At 38.2% G+C, this 19,388-nt stretch carries 21 protein-coding genes and 1 pseudogene; 12 read left to right on the forward strand and 10 right to left on the reverse strand.

Annotated elements, in window-relative coordinates; all coding sequences use genetic code 11:
- Positions 1-103: 103 nt before the first annotated feature.
- Positions 104-1,526: pseudogene (gene dnaA / locus DTA23_RS15040) on the forward strand (chromosomal replication initiator protein DnaA).
- 148 nt (positions 1,527-1,674) lie between these two features.
- Here the strand turns inward: dnaA and DTA23_RS15045 are convergent.
- From DTA23_RS15045 to DTA23_RS15075, 7 genes are all read right to left on the reverse strand, one after another.
- Entirely contained in the window at positions 1,675-2,076 is a 402-nt protein-coding gene (locus DTA23_RS15045) for a hypothetical protein (protein ID WP_070562646.1), read from the reverse strand.
- A 54-nt stretch (positions 2,077-2,130) separates the two neighbouring features.
- Positions 2,131-2,514 (reverse strand): DUF4890 domain-containing protein, encoded by a 384-nt coding sequence (locus DTA23_RS15050; RefSeq protein ID WP_112375167.1) that lies wholly within the window; start codon positions 2,512-2,514, stop codon positions 2,131-2,133.
- A gap of 347 nt (positions 2,515-2,861) precedes the next feature.
- Positions 2,862-3,128, reverse strand: coding sequence for a hypothetical protein (locus tag DTA23_RS15055; protein WP_112375168.1), 267 nt, complete (start codon positions 3,126-3,128; stop codon positions 2,862-2,864).
- 262 nt (positions 3,129-3,390) lie between these two features.
- A complete protein-coding gene (gene lpxK / locus DTA23_RS15060) occupies positions 3,391-4,440 on the reverse strand; it encodes a tetraacyldisaccharide 4'-kinase (RefSeq protein WP_112375169.1) in 1,050 nt (349 codons plus the stop codon).
- Complete coding sequence (locus DTA23_RS15065; RefSeq protein ID WP_112375170.1) at positions 4,437-4,907, reverse strand: gliding motility lipoprotein GldH; 471 nt, start codon at positions 4,905-4,907, stop codon at positions 4,437-4,439. The genes lpxK and DTA23_RS15065 overlap by 4 nt, the downstream gene beginning before the upstream one ends.
- Before the next feature lie 53 nt (positions 4,908-4,960).
- The gene (locus tag DTA23_RS15070; protein WP_172462425.1) at positions 4,961-6,334 is read right to left on the reverse strand and encodes a PSP1 domain-containing protein; all 1,374 of its coding nucleotides are present in this window, start codon (positions 6,332-6,334) and stop codon (positions 4,961-4,963) included.
- 10 nt (positions 6,335-6,344) lie between these two features.
- On the reverse strand, positions 6,345-7,487 hold the full coding sequence (locus DTA23_RS15075) for a DNA polymerase III subunit (RefSeq protein WP_070562628.1): 1,143 nt from the start codon (positions 7,485-7,487) through the stop codon (positions 6,345-6,347).
- 209 nt (positions 7,488-7,696) lie between these two features.
- On the opposite strand from DTA23_RS15075, the gene dnaN reads away from it, so the two are divergent.
- The 9 genes from dnaN to DTA23_RS15120 all read left to right on the forward strand — a co-directional run bounded on the left by dnaN (position 7,697) and on the right by DTA23_RS15120 (position 14,977).
- On the forward strand, positions 7,697-8,818 hold the full coding sequence (dnaN, locus tag DTA23_RS15080; protein ID WP_046672565.1) for a DNA polymerase III subunit beta: 1,122 nt from the start codon (positions 7,697-7,699) through the stop codon (positions 8,816-8,818).
- A gap of 13 nt (positions 8,819-8,831) precedes the next feature.
- Entirely contained in the window at positions 8,832-9,494 is a 663-nt protein-coding gene (locus DTA23_RS15085) for a DedA family protein (protein ID WP_083295820.1), read from the forward strand.
- A gap of 27 nt (positions 9,495-9,521) precedes the next feature.
- On the forward strand, positions 9,522-10,169 hold the full coding sequence (locus DTA23_RS15090; protein ID WP_070562625.1) for a DedA family protein: 648 nt from the start codon (positions 9,522-9,524) through the stop codon (positions 10,167-10,169).
- A 167-nt stretch (positions 10,170-10,336) separates the two neighbouring features.
- On the forward strand, positions 10,337-10,909 hold the full coding sequence (locus DTA23_RS15095) for a CAP domain-containing protein (protein WP_070562622.1): 573 nt from the start codon (positions 10,337-10,339) through the stop codon (positions 10,907-10,909).
- Between the two features lie 83 nt (positions 10,910-10,992).
- On the forward strand, positions 10,993-11,868 hold the full coding sequence (locus tag DTA23_RS15100) for a YicC/YloC family endoribonuclease (RefSeq protein WP_112375171.1): 876 nt from the start codon (positions 10,993-10,995) through the stop codon (positions 11,866-11,868).
- A 2-nt stretch (positions 11,869-11,870) separates the two neighbouring features.
- Positions 11,871-12,440, forward strand: coding sequence for a guanylate kinase (gmk, locus tag DTA23_RS15105; RefSeq protein ID WP_070562620.1), 570 nt, complete (start codon positions 11,871-11,873; stop codon positions 12,438-12,440).
- 4 nt (positions 12,441-12,444) lie between these two features.
- Positions 12,445-13,020: a nicotinate (nicotinamide) nucleotide adenylyltransferase gene (nadD, locus tag DTA23_RS15110; protein WP_070562618.1), complete on the forward strand. Its 576-nt coding sequence runs from the start codon at positions 12,445-12,447 to the stop codon at positions 13,018-13,020.
- Between the two features lie 301 nt (positions 13,021-13,321).
- Complete coding sequence (locus DTA23_RS15115; protein WP_146753081.1) at positions 13,322-14,077, forward strand: hypothetical protein; 756 nt, start codon at positions 13,322-13,324, stop codon at positions 14,075-14,077.
- A gap of 60 nt (positions 14,078-14,137) precedes the next feature.
- Positions 14,138-14,977, forward strand: coding sequence for an SUMF1/EgtB/PvdO family nonheme iron enzyme (locus tag DTA23_RS15120; protein WP_112375173.1), 840 nt, complete (start codon positions 14,138-14,140; stop codon positions 14,975-14,977).
- A gap of 26 nt (positions 14,978-15,003) precedes the next feature.
- Here DTA23_RS15120 and DTA23_RS15125 read toward each other — a convergent pair whose 3' ends face one another.
- From DTA23_RS15125 to kduI, 3 genes are read right to left on the reverse strand one after another with little or no spacing between them, the layout of a single operon-like run.
- Positions 15,004-15,768 (reverse strand): SDR family oxidoreductase, encoded by a 765-nt coding sequence (locus DTA23_RS15125; protein WP_172462444.1) that lies wholly within the window; start codon positions 15,766-15,768, stop codon positions 15,004-15,006.
- 5 nt (positions 15,769-15,773) lie between these two features.
- Positions 15,774-16,895, reverse strand: a complete 1,122-nt coding sequence (locus DTA23_RS15130; protein WP_112375174.1) for a BT3233 family polysaccharide utilization protein — start codon at positions 16,893-16,895, stop codon at positions 15,774-15,776.
- A 1-nt stretch (position 16,896) separates the two neighbouring features.
- The gene (kduI, locus tag DTA23_RS15135) at positions 16,897-17,742 is read right to left on the reverse strand and encodes a 5-dehydro-4-deoxy-D-glucuronate isomerase (RefSeq protein WP_070562607.1); all 846 of its coding nucleotides are present in this window, start codon (positions 17,740-17,742) and stop codon (positions 16,897-16,899) included.
- Between the two features lie 585 nt (positions 17,743-18,327).
- Between kduI and surE the strand changes: the two genes are divergently transcribed.
- Together surE and DTA23_RS15145 are read left to right on the forward strand one after the other, a co-directional pair.
- Positions 18,328-19,128 (forward strand): 5'/3'-nucleotidase SurE, encoded by an 801-nt coding sequence (gene surE / locus DTA23_RS15140; RefSeq protein ID WP_046672576.1) that lies wholly within the window; start codon positions 18,328-18,330, stop codon positions 19,126-19,128.
- The gene (locus tag DTA23_RS15145) at positions 19,118-19,378 is read left to right on the forward strand and encodes a hypothetical protein (RefSeq protein WP_070562604.1); all 261 of its coding nucleotides are present in this window, start codon (positions 19,118-19,120) and stop codon (positions 19,376-19,378) included. Before surE ends, DTA23_RS15145 begins: the two co-directional genes overlap by 11 nt.
- Positions 19,379-19,388 lie beyond the last annotated feature (10 nt).

The following is a 19,388-nucleotide window of genomic DNA, read 5'->3' on the forward strand; positions in this document are numbered from 1 at the left end:
TTAGTTTTTTAGCTGATTTTTTTTTTGTCATCTTCGTTCTCAGAGAAAGTTATCAACATATTTTTTGTCGCGTATTGTAAATCAACTTATTAACAATTTTAGAATGGAAAAAACGTATTCAAGTGTCTGGAATAATTGTCTTTCGATTATCAAAGATAATATACCAGCACAAAGTTTCAAGACCTGGTTTGAACCTGTGAAAGCAGTCCGTTTGGAGGGTGACGTTTTGACTATTCAAGTGCCTAGCTTATTTTTTTATGAGTGGTTGGAAGAACACTATGTAGGAATTCTTCGCAAGACCGTAAAGAAATTCCTAGGAGAACAAGGTAGATTGGAATACAATATTGTAGTGGAGAAGTCTTCAGCTTCTCATCCTTATACGACTAATCTTCCATCGAATGGCAATGGAGCAGAAGGGAAAAGGCAATCTATCCCTGTGCCGGTATCTTTAAATAGGGATATCAAAAATCCGTTTGTTATTCCTGGATTGAAAAAATTGCAGGTTGATCCGCAATTGAATCAAAACTATACATTCGAAAATTTTATCGAAGGTGAGTGTAACCGTCTTGCTCGTTCTGCAGGATATGCTGTGGCGAATAAACCGGGTGGTACTTCATTCAACCCTTTGATGATTTATGGTGATGTTGGTTTAGGAAAGACACACCTTGCCCAAGCAATCGGAAATGAAATCAAGAGAAATCTTCCCGATAAACTGGTCATTTATGTGTCTTGTGAAAAATTCTGTCAACAGTTTGTGGATTCATTGAAAAATAACACAATCAATGACTTCGTTAACTTTTATCAAGCAATGGATGTCATCATTATGGATGATGTGCATAATTTTGCTGGTAAAGAAAAAACACAGGATATTTTCTTCCATATTTTTAATCATTTGCATCAATCTGGAAAGCAGATTATTTTAACTTCAGACAAGGCGCCTAAGGATTTAGCTGGTTTGGAGGAACGTTTGCTTAGTCGTTTTAAATGGGATTATCTGCAGATATTCAGATTCCTGATCTTGAGACGAGAATGGCAATTTTGAAGAAGAAGATGTATTCTGACGGTATTGATTACCTGAAAATGTAGTGGAATATGTCGCAACACAAATCGATAACAGTGTTCGTGAATTGGAAGGAGCTATGGTTTCATTATTGGCTCAATCTACATTGAACAAGAAAGAGATCGATTTGGGTTTAGCAAAATCGATGTTGAAGAACTTTGTGAAGAATACCCATAAGGAAATTTCAATGGACTTTATTCAGAAATTGGTTTGTGAATATTTTGAAGTTCCTGTAGATATGGTAAAGTCGAAAGTTAGGAAGCGTGAAATCGTGCAGGCCAGGCAAATTTCGATGTATTTAGCAAAAGCTCATACCAAATCTTCACTAAAATCGATCGGAGCTTTCTTCGGAGGAAGAGACCACTCGACAGTCATTTATGCATGTCAAACCGTAGAGGATTTAATTGAAACTGACAAGAAATTTAAGACTTATGTAAGTGACATTATGAAAAAATTGAAATCTTAATGTCAATTACCGTAAGCAGTAAACAAAAGGGGCTGTCCAAGATGATTGGATAGCCCTTTTTAATGCATTTAAGCTCTTGTAAGGTATTAAAAAACCTCTGGACATAATCTAGTCCAGAGGTTTTTCATTCTTAATAGAACGATTGTTGTTATTGATTGCTCTGTCCGTTGCCGGATTCGTTTTGTTCAGTTTTTTCTTGAGTCGCAGGAATACTTACTGGGGGTCTCTCTGTGACATATTTCTGATAAGCTGTCTTTTGTTCATCGGTGAGCAGTTGTGCTATCTTAGTATCGGATTCACCTTGAATTTTGGTTATGCTTTCCTTTTTGGCATCAGCTGTAGCTGTCGCGTCCTGGATAACGGCTGCAATAGCCTTTTCTTGGTTTAATACGATGGTTGACACAGCTGTTTTTTGCTCTTCGTTTAATGTTAGCTTTGTCACTAATTCGGTCACCACTTTGGTTGCATTCTCTTCTGGGGTTGTTTGTTGTGCAAATGTTAGGCTCATTGCTAGAAAGAAACCTATACCTGTTAAAAATAGCTTTTTCATGATGTTTAATTTTAGATGAAATTATTCAATGTTTATTCTCTATTTTTTTCACTATTAACGCGTGGGGTCAGTTGTTACTGGTTGTTTTGTCCCAGGGGCTGATTTCGCCGGTCTCTCAGCAATTATTTTTTGGTAAAGTGCTTTTTGATCCTCGGTTAGCAGCTGGCTGACTTTGGTGTCTACCTCGCTTTGAAGCTTATTTAGTGCTTCATTTTTTACTTCAGCAGAGGAGCTACTGTCTTTTGTTATCGTTTGCTCGGTTTTTGCCTGATCCAATAATATAGTTGATACTGCAGTCTTTTGCTCATCATTCAGATTCAGTTTCTGAACAAGTTCAGTTGTTGCTTTTGCCGCAGTTTCCTCCGGAGTACCCTGTTGGGCAAATGTTAGGCTGAGGGCCAAAAAGAATCCGATTCCTGTTAAAATTAGCTTTTTCATATCTATTGTATTTAAAAAGTTACAATTAAACTGTTTTACTATAAAACTTTGAATTGGTATTTATATTGTATTAAAGTTGTTACTTTAACAAATTTTTAACACAGGATAATGTGTTAATAGATTGTAAAACAATACGTTGGTTTTGTTTTAGGATAAACAAAACAAGGTAACGATGATTTATCCGATGCCGGATATCTTGTTCGGCGCGATCACCTCGTGATGATTAAAATATACTGCATTGACTAAGACTTGTATGGGTAAATAATGGTATACACAAAATAGATACAAGCAATAAAAAAGGCCCCTGTACATAAAACAAGAGCCTTTCTTTAAAAGAATTTTAATCATTAATTATCGGAACGTTTAGACATTCTTTCCTTAATTTTTTCTTGTTGTTCGTCAAATAACTTACCTTGTTCGGGACTAAGCCAAGATTTGATCTTAGCTGTTTGTATTTCCTGAAGCTGTTTGAATTTTTCCATATTTGCCTTGCGATCTCCGCCATCGTTTCGAAGAGCAGCCCGTTGTTGCGCTTGGGTCAATGTAATGTTATAGATCGAATCCTTTTGTGTTTGATTGAGGCTAAGTAATTTGTCAAGATGCTCTACACGCATTTTAGCTTGTTCCTCAGGACTGCGTTGTTGACGTTGTTGCGCAAAAACTCCTGTAGCGCTTAATAATAAACAGGCTACTGCATTAAAATTTTCTTTTTCATCTTTGTATAGTTTATATCATGAATGCCAATCATTGTAATTGTGCACTCTATTTGTTTATTGTCCATCCCTATGGACAGAAAAGACTTTAAAGTAGTTTCGTTTACCTATTGAATATAAATTTGAGGAAAAAGTCTAGTATAGCAATTTATCTTAACAAAATTTAAGGTTGATTAACACTTTGAGCTACTGCATTATGGATTGTTTTAAGGAATAGTTCTTTATGGATAGGATCATGAAATTGTAGGCCTATTGGAAGATAGGCCAAATCAATAGCCGCCAATTGTTGTTGAAATGGTTTTAACCGCTGAAAGTCTTTTTCGGTAGTCAACAGCATTTTGTTACTACTAGCTAGGCTTCGGTAGGATTTTGTAATTTGTTCAATATCTGATTCACTAAAAGTATGATGATCCCCAAAAGATAGGTGTTTGACCAAATTTGCCTTCTTTTTGATATAATCCACGAGCGGTTGCGGTTTGGCAATGCCTGTAACCAAAATAACATCGTTGTCGTTGAAATCGATCGTATTTCCGACGCTGTCAATGGCTTGAAAGTAATTTATATGGCTAAAAGTAATTAATGCGTTCTTATTATAGCGTCTGATTTTATGTTCTATACGCTTTTTATCAGGGTTCGAGAGATCTATTGGACATTTGGTAATTGTTATAATCTGCGCCCGTTTGGCTTCAATCAGTAAGTCCCTAAAGTTTCCTGTAGGAAAAACAAACATGGGACTACCAAATGATAAAAAATCAAACAATAGAATATTAAAAAGCGGCGATAATTTTCGATGCTGATAGGCATCATCCAGAATAATCAGTTGATGATCTGATTGAAGTTTTTCTATTCCCGTACAGCGGTCTTCACAAACCGCAACGGTAACCGATGGAAATTTATTTTTGAATTGTAAGGGTTCATCGCCAACATTGTTTGCTAGCGAATCGGTCTTTACCAAATGAAATCCGCTAGTCACCCGCCCATAGCCTCGACTAAGTATTGCTGTTTTATACTGATCTTTGAGGCTCGAAACAACAAATTCAGTCATTGGGCTTTTTCCTGTACCTCCGACAGAAAGGTTACCGATTACAATCGTGGGAATTTCAAATGACTTTGAGCTGAGCAGCTTGAAATCGTATAGTCTATTTCTTAGCCATACGATTAAGCCGTATAGGATCGAAAAGGGGAATAATAGATAACGTAAAAAAGCAATCATTTTGGAATAACCGTTAGTCCGACGTCGGTGATTTCTTTCAACGGATTTTCTTTCATATTCTGCATGATGGAAATAGTATACATACCTGTATCCGGAAATAGGTAATCTTTATGGATTATGGATTGGTTATTATATAAGCTCCCTGAGGATTTTCCGAGCCATTTTCCATCGGATCGAGCCATTTTTATTTCTTTGCGGAAAATAGATTGCTTCTTACCTGGACCACGTTGGTAGATCAGGATAAAAAGGTTCGAAAAGGCATATTCCGGTGTATGACGGACATCCATTAATACATCATATCGTTTGGTTTTATCACTAATATGAAATTGAAAGCTAGGCGGTGATGTATTCAACCAAGCTTTATTATCAATGGGTTTGTTATCATTTATAATGGAAGTCTGTTCACAAGAACCCCCTATGCAAATACATAATATACCAATAAGAAATGGTGTGCGTTTGAGTCTCATGTTTATTTATAAAAAGAATATGCCTAATGGGTTAAAATAAGGCATATTTTTTTTTATTCTGCTTTTGGAGCAGCATTGTTGTTATTACCTTTGTTTTTATTCCGATGGCGGTTAAAACGTTTCTTTGGTCTATTCCCACCTTCTTTATTGTCTTTATTCACCGTAGGTGCTGTAGAATCGTTCGCTACCTGAGGTTTTCCCCCTTGTTTGGGTGGATTTGGGTCCGACTTTTCAGTCTTTTGTCCAGCCTTATTTTCCGGTTTGACTGTGTTGCTTTTTGATTTTCTTTTTTTCTTTCTTTTATTCCGATCATCAAGTCGCGTTAAGCTATCTTGGCCGACCACATTTTCATAATCGTAGTTGATATTTTTCTCTTCTCTGACTTCATCGTTATCTACTGCACTCGAAATAGCTTCCGGTTTGATTCCCTGCTTATTCATTTCGACAAGCTCTTTGACTTGTTGAACGGGGATGGCAATCCAATTTTCAGCTCCAGGAAAAGAGAACCACATCATTTTCTTGAAGATATCGGTCTTTTGAAGATAAGCAACTCCTTTTTGTGTTTCGATGCGGTCGATATTATTTGGGATGTCTTTTAAAGCATCCATGTAGCTATCCAATTCATAATTGAGACAGCATTTTAATTTTCCGCATTGGCCCGCTAATTTTAACGTATTCAACGAAAGATTTTGATAACGTGCTGCCGATGTAGAAACCGTTTTGAAATCCGTTAACCAGGTTGAACAGCAAAGTTCGCGACCACAGGAGCCGATGCCACCGAGGCGGCTAGCTTCTTGTCGCATACCTATCTGGCGCATTTCTATGCGTATCCTGAAAGATTCGGCCATTTTTTTGATAAGCTCACGGAAATCCACGCGGCCCTCAGCTGTGTAGTAGAAGGTAGCCTTGGTTTTATCACCCTGGTAGTCAACATCAGAAATCTTCATGGACAAACCCAGGTCCAAAGCCAGTTTACGGGCTTTGTGCATCGTTTCCCATTCGAGATCTTTTGCTGCGTTATACTTCTCTACATCCATTTCATTGGGCTTCCGATAGATTTTTTTAGTTACCATTTCTGGGGTAACATTGTTCTTTTTTAATTGTAGTCTGACCAATTCACCTGTTAAGGAGACATGTCCGACATCATAGCCACCGGTAGAAGGTTCTACGACCACCATTTCCCCCATTTCTAGGTAGGTATTGTCTACATTAATAAAGAAATCTTTTCGTGATCCCTTGAATCGTACTTCGACGATATTAAATGGTTTATAGTTTGAAGGCATATCCATATCGGAAAGCCAGTCATATACATCTAATTTATTACATCCGCTAGTCATGCAAGAGCCATTGTTCTGACATCCTGCTGGTGTACCATTTGTCGTGGTAGTACCGCAACCTCCGCCGGATGAGCAACTGCCACATCCCATAGTTTTCTATTTATATATATTGAGTTCCTTTCGGAAACGTTTTGTACTTGTATATTAATGTTAACTGCAAAGATAAATCTAAAAATAATATTTTGGGATTTGCATTTCTTTCTACAAAATAATGTGTTTCCTCAAATAGATTTATTGTTGCTTCAATTTGTTCAACGGTATAGTGTACTGCAAATTTCTGAACAAAATCCAATTCTTTGGCCGGTAAGAACACTAAACTGGAAAGCCCTTCTTTGATTAATATAATTTGACGCATCATATTAATTGCATAAAAAAGAAAGCTTTTTTGGTTTTCTCGCCCCATTTTTGAGAGTTCTTCTTCCACTAACGAGATCATATTGGTTCCAGCATCTGAAACAATGAAACGCAACCAATTGACTAAAATGCCAAAATGATTATTTGTTTGCGATTGAATTTGATTCATGGCTTCTTGCAGGTTTCCATCCGCTATAAACGCAATTTCAGCTGATTCCTGATCCGAAAGATGATATACGCTCTTGAGATGTTGTGCGACCTCCATGTGATCCAACTTCTTTATTTTGACCAATTGCGTACGTGATATGATCGTATTTAATATTTTGTCCTGATTTTCTGCAACTAGAATAAAGAGCGTTTTTTCGGGTGGTTCTTCGATTAACTTTAACAGCGCATTGCCTTGTGTGTCCAAGTATTCGGGCAACCACATAATTAAAACTTTATATTCCGCTTCAAAGGACTTTAGGCTTAATTTTTTGATGATACCATGCGCCTCTGCAATATTGATATTCACCTGTTTATTGTCCGCATCCAACTGATTGCGCCAATATTCCAGTCCCATGTAGGGATTGGATAGAAAAGATTTTCGCCAGCTGTCCGCATAATCTGTTGCTGTATCTTCCTTATGCTTGGCTATAAAAGGATACGACATGTGAAGATCAGGGTGGATCAGTTTGCTATATTTTCGACACGATGGACATTCGCCACAACTGTCTGTCAATTGCCGGTTTTCGCAATTCAAAAACTGCGCATAAGCATAAGCAAGAGCAAGGCTGCCTGAACCCTCAGGACCAAGAAATAATTGCGCGTGACTCACACGGTTTTCTTGAACTGTGCGAACTAAATGTTCCTTGATGTCTTTGTGCCCAATGATCTCTTTAAACTGCATACAATACTGCTATTATACAAATGTAATAAATATTGTGATTTATTGGGCCCAATTTGCTTTCTATACTTTTGGCGCTGTGCTTATTAATTGAAATACAATTGCTTATTTGAACGATTGAAATCGCCTGATGTGGAAAGAAAGGCGCCCATAAAACTGAAAAATATTGATTAATTTGTGTATTATTGCACATAATAATTAGTATTCAGGAAATGAGATTCATTGTATCAACATCAATTTTATTAAAGCAGTTACAAGCTATCAATGGTGCATCCAGTACAAGTACTGTTTTGCCAATCTTGGAAAACTTTCTTTTTGAAATAAAAGACAATAACTTGACTATTTCTGCTACGGATCTGCAAACAAGTATGGTTACTTCTTTACAGATCGAAGCAAAGGAAGAGGGAAGAGTAGCCATGCCGTCGAAGATTTTGATCGAGACATTAAAAACTTTGCCAGATCAACCAGTAGCATTTTCAGTAGACATGAATACCTTGGCTATTGAGATCAGTGCCGGTGATGGGAAATATAAATTGAGTGGAGAGAATGCTGACGATTTTCCTAAAATTCCTTCAATAGATAATGGTTCAGTCATTCAGATGCCAGCGCCTATTCTGTCTGAAGCAATCAGTAAGACGATCTTTGCCGTCAGTAATGATGAGTTGAGGCCTGCTATGTCTGGTGTTTTGGTCCAATTAGCTGAAAAGAATGTGACTTTTGTCTCTACTGATGCGCACAAGTTAGTGCGTTATTCAAGAACGGATATCGGAGCGGAGAAACCCGCATCCCTTATTTTACCGAAAAAAGCACTTTCTTTACTTAAATCTTCATTGCCATCCGATGATATTACAGTATCTATTGAATATAATCAAACCAATGCATTCTTTAGCTTTGGTAATATCAATTTGATCTGTCGGTTGATTGATGAGCGTTACCCAGATTATGCTGCTGTAATTCCTCAAGTCAATCCAAATAAGTTGACTGTCGATAGACTATTGTTTTTAAATACATTGAGACGGGTGGTGATTTTCGCTAATAAAACCACACATCAGGTTCGCCTAAAGATCTCGGGTAGTGAATTGCATATCTCTGCAGAAGATCTTGATTTCTCGAATGAAGCGCATGAACGTTTATCCTGTCAATTTGAAGGCGATGATATGGAAATTGGTTTCAACGCTAAATTCTTGGTCGAGATGTTAAATAACTTGGAAAGTGAAGAAGTTGTTTTGGAGATGAGTACACCAAATCGTGCTGGTTTATTGATTCCGGCTGTATCTGAAGATCATGAAGATATTTTGATGTTGGTGATGCCGGTTATGTTAAACAACGCTTAATCGTCTTTTCGCTTTGGAAATAGTTACGCATCTTATTGACTTTATTCTCCATATCGATAAACATTTGGTTGAAATAGTCAATGATTATCAGACTTGGACATACCTTATTCTGTTTCTCATCATTTTTGTAGAAACTGGAGTGGTTGTAATGCCTTTTTTACCAGGAGATTCGTTGTTGTTTGCTGCAGGTATGCTTGCCGCACAACCGAATGATCTTAACGTATGGTTGATGATTCTCATTTTATTGATCGCCGCAGTTTCTGGAGATTCCTTAAATTATGCTATCGGTAAACATTTTGGTATGCGCCTTACAAGATTTAAGCTCTTTGGTAAACAGGTTGTCAAAGACGAGCAAATTGCCAAAACACATTCTTTTTATGAGAAATATGGCAGTAAAACAATTGTTATCGCTCGCTTTGTACCAATCGTACGGACCTTGGCGCCTTTTGTTGGTGGTATTGGAAGGATGAATTATGGTACTTTCATTACCTATAATGTCGTAGGTGCCGTCTTGTGGGTGGGAGGTATAACCCTAGCAGGATACTTTTTAGGAAATATCCCTATTATAAGAGATAACTTCTCGAAGGTCGTATTGATTATTATTTTTATATCCATATTGCCAATAATCTTCGAGCTTGTAAAAGAAAAGATAAAAACTAAAAAGGGAATCCAATAAGATTCCCTTTTTTTATAGATCAAAAAAATGGAATTCATTTCACAGCTTATTGATTTTATCCTGCATATCGATCAGCATCTATTGCAACTGATCAATAGTTATGAAAATTGGACTTATCTGATTTTGTTTTTAATCATTTTTGCGGAGACAGGATTTGTTGTTACCCCATTCCTCCCTGGTGACTCCGTTTTATTTGCCTTGGGAGCAATCATTGCCCGTCCGGATTGTCAGCTTTCCTTACCATTATTTATAGTCATTCTTATTTTTGCCGCTATCTTCGGTGATTTTGTGAATTATGAAATTGGCAAATATTTTGGAGTTCGGGTTTTTAAGCCTGGATCAAGGTTATTTAAACCGGCTTATCTGCAAAAAACGCAAGATTTCTATGCTAAGCATGGAACAAGGACTATTGTATATGCCCGATTCGTACCGATTATAAGGACTTTTGCACCATTTGTGGCAGGCATTGGCCGTATGCCCTATACAACCTTCGGGAAATATAATATACTTGGGGGCATATTATGGGTTTCGTTATTTATTTTGGCTGGCTATTATTTTGGACAAATACCATTTTTTAAGCATAATTTTTCCCTTGTTATTTTGGCGGTTATCTTTATTAGCTTAATACCCATGCTTATACAGTTTTTTTCGCAGACAAAAACAAAAAAAGATTAAACGTTACATACTAAATGTAGTCTTTTAAGGTTAAAGGATTGGTACGAAATATCCCTATCAAAAAGTACAAACATTGCCTATAAACAAGAGGTTAGACTCTATAAAAGCGAAGGGGAGACGATAGTTTGGATATCTCGTCAGCTCACTCAAGAAGATATTATTTACGTATGAACTATTTGGTTTTAGCATTTACCCTGCTTTTTACACAGTCTATTTTTGCCCAACGTATCGTTGTCGATCATCATCAGGCGACCGAGGCCTATGAATTACTGAACAAAATCCGTACGAATCCAGAACGGTATAAGAAAGAGCTGAAGCTCTTCAACTTGCAGAAGATTAAACGGACCAAACTCAATTGGAATAAGGAGTTGGCGGAGGTTGCAGTTTATCGGGCAAAAGATATGGCCAAGCGCTCCTATTTTGACCATGTTTCACCTGAGGGGTATGGACCAAATTATTTCATTGACGAAGCCGGATATCAACTTAACCCAACATGGCTGTCCAAACGAAATGCAAACAATTTTGAGTCTATTGCGGCCAACCGATCTAGTGCTACCGCTGGCATTAAGGCTCTAATTATTGGAAAGGAAGCTCCGGGTTATCATCATCGCACACATTTACTGGGCATGGATCAGTGGAATGCTTCGCTATACGATGTCGGAATTGGTTACGTCGAGTGTAAAGGTGCCAAACCTTATGAAAGTTATTTAGTTGTTATCATAGCCAAGCACGACTGGTAGATAAATGAAAGGTAATTTGGGGAGTATCAGCAATTAATCGACGCAGGGTATTCAATTTTTACTGAAAAGTCATACCTTTGCATATGATAAAATCCATGACAGGATATGGCACGGCTTCCGCTGATAACGGTAAAGTTAAATATAGTGTCGAAATAAAGTCCTTAAATTCAAAATTCCTTGAATTAAATCTTCGCTTGCCCAAAGTTGTTTCGGACAAAGAATTGACCCTGCGCACTGAGAGCAGTAAACTTATTGAGCGTGGTAAAGTGAACATGAATGTAACTGTTGAATACACGGATCAAACGGCGAAGGCATCTTCTATTAATGCTGATTTACTCAAAAAATATTACAGTCAATTGCAGCAGATCGCTTTGGAACTTAACGATACCAATGTCAATCTGTTTGAACTGGCGTTAAATATGCCTGAGGTAATTACCAATAATGATGATTCCGTTGATGATGAAGAATCCAAAGTATTGATGGATGCTTTCTATGATGCGGTCAAACGTTTTACTACATTTCGTGAAGACGAGGGTAATGTGCTTGCTGGAGATTTAAAGAAGCGCGCGGAGCTTATTTTAACTTACCTTGGAGAAGTAGAGGCCTTAGAAGTAGAACGTATTCCTTTGATCAGACAGCGTATTGAACAATTTTTAAATGATACGGTGGGTAAAGATAATGTGGATCAGAACCGATTTGAACAGGAGTTGGTTTACTACATTGACAAATTGGATGTGACCGAAGAAAAAGTCCGGTTGCGCGCCCATTGCAATTACTTTTTAAAGGCATTTGATTCTGCGGATTCAAACGGGAAAAAATTGGGATTTATTTCACAAGAAATGGGGCGGGAGATCAATACCTTAGGTTCCAAAGCTAACCATGCCGGCATTCAACAGATCGTGGTCAGAATGAAAGAAGAATTGGAAAAAATAAAAGAGCAATTGCTCAACGTATTATAAGAATGAGCGGTAAATTAATTATATTCTCGGCACCATCGGGAGCTGGAAAAACGACAATAGTAAGAGATCTTTTAAGTAAACACGGTGATAAGATTGAATTTTCCATTTCAGCAAGTACACGTGATCCAAGAGGGCAGGAGGTAAATGGAAAGGACTACTATTTTATGTCGAAAGAAGAATTTTTGCATAAGGTAGCAAAACAGGAGTTTATCGAATTTGAGGAAGTATATTCAGGGACTTTCTATGGTACTTTGCGTTCAGAAATTGAGCGTATTTGGAAAGAAGGTAAACATGTTATTTTTGATATCGACGTTGTCGGTGGATTACGTTTGAAATCAAAATTCCCAGAACAGGCAATTTCTATTTTCGTACAACCGCCATCATTGGAGGTGCTTAAGGAGCGTTTGACAGGACGTGGAACGGATTCGGAAGAAAAGCTGAAAGAGCGTTTTGCGAAAGCAGAATTGGAACTTACCTATGCCAATAAATTTGATGTCATATTGAACAATTTTGATTTAGCTACAGCATGTGCCGATGCGGAAGAAATTGTCATGGGATTTATCAATAAATAAGTTCATGCGAAAGATTGGTTTGTTTTTTGGTTCTTTTAATCCGGTGCATATAGGGCATTTGATTATAGCTAACTATATGGCCAATTTTACTGGACTTGACGAAGTTTGGTTTGTGGTCTCTCCACAGAATCCATTTAAAAAGAAGTCTACCTTAGCAGACCCTTATGACCGTTTGGAAATGCTAAATCTGGCTTTGGAAGACTGTGATCATTTGAAAGTAAGTGACATTGAATTCCATTTGCCAATACCATCGTATACCATCGATACCTTAACGCATCTTAGCGAGAAATATCCAAACCGGGAATTTGTGCTACTTATGGGACAAGACAATTTGGAATCGCTGGAAAAGTGGAAGAATGCGGATATTATCTTGCGTGATTACCAGATTTATGTTTATCCTAGACCAGGGTTCGATAATGAAAAATTTAAAGATCATCCCGCTATCACGATGACCGACACCCCACTAATGGAATTATCCTCTACCTTTTTGCGAAATGCAATCAAGGAAAACAAGAATATTCAATTCTTTACACCTAAAAAGGTGATTGAATTTATTGATAAGAAAGGTTTATATTCTTGATATATATGGAAGTAAATGAAGCATGATATCCCCGGGTTTTATTAAATCCGGGGATTTTTGTTTGTAGGTATCTCAAGAAAATATTAAGGAATAATTTTTGCAGGAATAATATTTCACTTTTAAGCTCAGATAAGACGATCTTTAATGAATAATTAAAATAGCCTGGAAATAAAAGCAATCATTCGTGAGAACCTGTTTTTTTACCTATCAGGCTTGTTTAGTTAGCGGTATGAGTCTCAAGTTTAATTCTGGGCTTTTTGGGGAGGTTTATGATAGAGAAAAATATATTAATTCGTATGCTATGAGAAAAATCGTTTTATTGTTTATGTGTTTCGTGTATTGGGGGACCGGTTTGGCACAGACGGATAGTGCGGATGACAATAGTCTTTTTATGGATCCTGCTGCTATTGAGCTGCGGAGCAAAATGACCATACCGCCTTACGGTTTGGACAAAGTAAAAGCATTAATTTCAACAATAATCCCCGAAGAAGATAAGGAAACAACAGATGCGGGAATAAATGCGATTTCAGCCGTTGATTTTAAACAGCTAACGCTGCGTGAAAAGTTCACCTATACCATGATTCATGCTGAGCTATATGCGCAAAATTGTGCTATACCCGAGTACCAGACACAGATCGACAAAAAAATATTTGCTACATTATTGGACGGCTTTAATGAATCCTCTTGGTCGCAAAGACAGACTGATTTTTTGCAGGAAAATAGGGATTCGGTGATGAAGCTTATTCAGGAATCTGTTGTCCGGAGCAAACGGATGGGGGTAAATTATAAGCATGCCATAGTGGAGATTAATGGCTGGCAGATGATCCCTTTTATTGTTGATTATGCCAAGAAAACACCAAAGGATAAAGATGCACTGACGTTGCTGTTATTACTGATGAAACGTGGTGAATACAGTGAATTTATAAAATCCAGTTCATTTAAAAAGTTGTATGGAGAGGACAGTAATTATTATTCGTATCTAAATTACAACAAAGAAAATGAGGCGCTGATCTTTAGTCGGGCGCTTAAATATTACGATGAGAAAAAAAGCAAGTAGTGCAGTTGGATTTTTAGTATTCGAAACGTCAAATTTGTATTATAACAAACGGCAAGGAGGATGAGCAAATTACTCTATTTGATAGGATTGATTGTTTTACATCTCCAATGTGAAGCCCAAGCTGGAAACTATATCCAAATTCCAGCTGGAGACTATCATTTGGGCGATACAGCAAGCTTAGATAATCCCAAAAGAACAGTGCATATCGAATCGTTCTGGATCTCGAAATTTGAGCTGACGAATGCCGAATTTGAAAAATTCGTTCAGGCAACGGGTTACAAGACATTAGCAGAACGCTACCATAATGCCATGGTCTTTGAGCCTGGCCTGGCGGAGTTTCGCTGGTTGCAGGATAGTACGGCCTATTGGCGCTTTCCGAATGGTGTAATTCGTGGCGGAATTGCGGCCAAGATGGATCACCCAGTTACCTGTATCTCTTATAAAGATGTGCTGGCCTATTGTACATGGGCAAATTGTAGATTGCCATCTTTTGATGAGTGGGAGGTGGCAGCTAGAGCCGGAAGCGAAGACTATTATTTTGAAGGTTTCAGTAAAGAGAATATGGGCGATTATGCAAATGTATGGCATGGTAGAGATCATTTGAAAGCTGATTATTCCGATGGTTATCTCTATACTTCTCCGGTCGGAAAATTCAAACCCAATCCATGGGGACTTTATGATATCTTTGGTAATGTATTTGAATTTTGCACCGGAAAGCTCGAAAGAGATGGCGACCGCTCTATTGCACATGCCCGTGGAGGGTCCTGGTGGTGTAGTAAAAATAGCTGTGCCGCTTTTAATACCGTATATATAGGTTCAGTTAGTCCCAATGCATCTTTTAGTAATCTGGGATTTAGAATTGTAAAAAAAGCCTTTACTCCTGAGAATAAAGACTTTTAAAACAAACTCATCGTAAAGATTGACTTTTATCTTCCCATCCAGCCACCATCGACTGTTAGGATGGTTCCATGAACATAATCGGAAGCTTTTGAAGCGAGGAATACAGCTGGCCCCTTAAAATCTTCTGGAGTTCCCCAACGTCCTGCAGGTATACGGTCCAAAATGGACTTTGAGCGTTCGGGATCGTCTCTCAGAGCCTCGGTATTATCCGTGGCGATATACCCCGGAGCAAACCCGTTTACGTTGACACCTTTGGAAGCCCACTCATTTGCAAAAGCCTTTACCATGGATCCTACGGCACCTTTTGAAGCGGCATATCCTGGAACATTGATGCCACCTTGGAAAGTTAATAAAGAGGCTGTAAATACGATTTTTCCAGTTCCACGTGAAATCATGTCCTTTCCAATCTCGCGCGTCAATATAAACTGTGCATTTTGATTGATTTCGATGATTTCATCCCAGTATTCATCAGGATGCTCAGCGGCAGGTTTTCGAAGTATATTTCCGGCATTATTAAAAAGTATATCAATCGCAGGATGCGCTGATTTTACCTTTTCAATAAACGCGTAAAGCGCTGTCCGTTTGGCGAAATCACACTGGTAGGCATAGAAATTTCTGCCTAATGCTTTTACGGATTTTTCTACTGCGGAGCCTTCAATTTCCAATGACGCCGAAACGCCTATAATATCTGCCCCAGCTTCAGCCAATGCTTCGGCAATTGCCTTGCCAATTCCCCTTTTGCAGCCTGTTACCAAGGCTACTTTCCCACTTAAGTCAAAAGATTGCAGTATGGACATTATTTTGAATATTTTATTGTTAATGGTTGATCTAAATTGTTTTTGAATGTTTTTACATAAGACTGCCATTGCTCAAAATTCCCTATTTTGCCAGCTTTATTGAACGCAGCACCCGCAAAATAAACTAAGGGTTTATCATTTTTGACGGTGGTTGCCAGTAAAAATTGTTTTGGGCTATCTTTGAACACATACTTTACTTTTGGTAAAATAACGGCTGTTCCTGTAATTTTATCTCCTTCTGCAGGCTCCCAATAGGCTAAAATGCCATTCTTTACATCATTTAGAATTTGAGGTTTTTCCTCTTTTCTTTTAGCGATCCCCACAACAATTGGCGTAGCGGCAGCGGTTGTGTTTTTGATGGAATAGCTTATCTTGTTCAATTGACTCCCAGCGTCTAAAGAAACTGTTTTTTCGACTTGTAGCTGTTGACCCTTTACATTTTCCGGTTCATAAATAAGTTTGAATGTGGATCGTAGCGGACCATTGTCCAAGACCTCGTATTGACGATAATGCTTATGGTAAACGACCTGTTCGTCAATGAATGGCGTTGCATCGCCGACACCTAAGGTTTGTCCGACGGAATAATAATCTAATCCTTTGCCATGATCGGCATGATAGTCCCCAGTTTTATACCATTCGTCAACAATAAGATCATTGCTACGTTTTGCCCAGAAATCAAAACCTTGTGCATCCTCAGAGCTGCCTTCTAAAGCTTTTCCATAGGCTCTAAACGCTGCAATATCGTTTTCCCATGCAAAGTCATCTTTTCGTTCAGGGACGTATCTCGCATAAGTCTTTGGAGTGACAGTTGCGGGTTTATTTCCATTAACCCCAAAGGTTGTTGAGCTTCTAGGAGCAACGGTTATTTGAATCAAAATATTTTGTGCCGTCGGTTTTCCTAGTTTTTCGAGCTGATAGGCCAGTTCCTTTTTATCCTTGTCCACAATAGTAAATACACTGTTTTTTAATGCGAAGTGTTTTTCAAATGTGGTATAAGGGATACTGATCAACTCTGTTCTTGCGCTAGCGGAAGAGTTGTTTACAGTAATGGTTTTGTTGTTCTGCGCAAAAGCAACCGTTGAAAGCCCTAGCGCTAAACTCAATACGAGTGTTTTTTTCATATTACTTCAATTCTGTGATGGCACATTTGTCCATATCATCATAATCTAAATTTTCACCTGCCATTCCCCATATAAATGTATAATTGGACGTTCCAGCTCCTGAGTGAATTGACCATGGCGGTGAAATTACAGCCTGATCGTTGTGTATCCAAATATGGCGGGTTTCATCGATAGGTCCCATAAAATGTGATACAGCCTGACCTTCAGGTAATTCAAAGTAGAAATAGACTTCCATACGACGATCGTGGGTGTGGGATGGCATTGTATTCCATACAGATCCGGGTTTTAACTCAGTCATGCCCATCTGTAATTGGCAGGTTTGTACCACTTTGTTCAATAACATCTGGTTGATCGTACGGTGGTTGGCAGTTTCCAATGAACCCAATTCTAGTTTATTCGCATCTTCTTTCGTTACCTTTTTAGTTGGATAGCTGCAATGTGCAGGTGTAGAGTTTAAATAGAATTTTGCTGGTTTTGCAGCATCCTGGCTTGAAAAATAAACTTCCTGAGCACCTTGACCGATATAAAGGGCTTCTTTGGTATTGAGATCATAAATAATGCCGTCAACTTCGACTTGACCGTTCCCACCGACATTGATAATACCCAACTCTCTTCTAGAAAGGAAGTAAGGTTCTTTTAATAATGCGGGAATGGTGTCTAATTTGATTTTTGAGCTTACAGGCATTGCTCCACCGGCCATATAGCGATCGTAGTGGGTATAGACAAAATTAATTTTGTCTGCTTCAAAAACTGTTTCAATTAGAAAATTCTCCCTTAATCCTTGTGTATCTAAAGTTTTGTATTCCTTTGGCCCTATTGCATAGCGGGATTCAAAATTAATGCTCATAACTGAATTATTATTTTTGTTTGAATGCTAAATTTAGGGCTAATATTTGTCAATTGCGATACAATCTTACGCAAACGATGTCGTAGTGATCGGTTGGTTTTCCGAAAGCGGTAGCAACTTTAAGATAATCGACATGGCTATTATGACTGCAATATACTTCGACCAAATTCTACTTAATAACAGTTTTTAACCAATTTTTAAACAGTAATCAGTCAGTATTCCTTCAGTGTTCACTGAATGATCACTGAACAAGCACTGAACGAGCACTGAACAAGCACTGTCAAAACATCGAATTTGGTCACCATCTGATCCTCATTTGATGCGCCCAAATCTCATCGCTCTTTTCCGACTTCCATGTGTTCGTTTGAACCGCTGTTTTCCACAGTTGCTTTTACTGTTTGGCGTCCTAATGTGCGGCCTTTGCAGATAATAATTACCTGTTGTGTCAATATTATTTACATCTCGGTTTCAGATTTACTAACTTCGTGTATGGTAAAGAAGAAATTCCCATATTCTAAACGCATAAACACGGACCGAGAGGACTGGGGGTCCCTTATGACCATCTAAAAAGCAAATTATTTACATATGAAACCCAATATTTTAGTTGTTAACGATGACGGTATTACAGCGCCAGGTATTAAGGTGCTGTTGGAAGAGATGCAGAAAATCGGAAATGTAGTTGTCGTTGCTCCTGATTCGGCACAATCTGGAATGGGGCATGCCATTACACTTGGTAGGCCACTACGTTTGGATAAAATCAATTTATATGAAGGGGTTGAAATGTACCAGTGTTCAGGAACGCCAGTAGATTGTGTAAAACTTGCTGTAAATAAAGTTTTTAAAGGGCAAAAGCCTGATATATGTGTATCGGGGATCAATCATGGGCTCAACAATTCAATCAATGTTTTATATTCCGGTACGATGTCTGCTGCGGTAGAGGGGGCCATTGAAGGGATTCCTTCTGTGGGGTTTTCGCTTGATAATTTTTCTCACGATGCGGATTTTAGCTATTGCAGACCCTACGTGATTTCTATTGCCGAGCAGGTGCTGGCTAACGGTCTCCCTAAAAATACATTGCTGAATGTTAATTTTCCCCAAACAGCAGGTTTTAAAGGTATTAAAATTTGCCGACAGGCAGGAGGACATTGGGTAGAAGAATTTGATGAACGTATTGATCCACACAATCGTGATTATTATTGGACAACGGGTAAATTTGTCTTGCAGGACAGAGGAGAAGATACCGATAGTTTTGCATTGGCCAATGGTTATGTATCTGTCGTTCCGACACAGTTCGATATGACGGCACATCACGCCATTCCAGAATTGAATTCATGGAGCTTTGATCATTTGGGAAATACAAGGGGAGGCGATAAACGTGAAAAATAATAGCTGGATCGGATTGGGTATCGGTATTGTATCTCCAGTATTGGCTTATATTTTAGTACGTTTTACGGATCTTGAACTTCATTTTTTACCCGAGAAGCCTATGGCCATCTACACTATAGCTGTATTGGTTAATTTAGTGCTTTTACGTTTTGCGTATCGATCGGGGAAAGATCACCTGGGAAAAGGAATTATTGCAAGTACTTTTTTGGCTATGATACTATACCTGATCACGCATAGAATTACAGTTTGATTAAAATTCA

It is taken from the genome of Sphingobacterium multivorum, from assembly GCF_900457465.1.
In the GTDB taxonomy this organism is placed as follows: domain Bacteria; phylum Bacteroidota; class Bacteroidia; order Sphingobacteriales; family Sphingobacteriaceae; genus Sphingobacterium; species Sphingobacterium multivorum.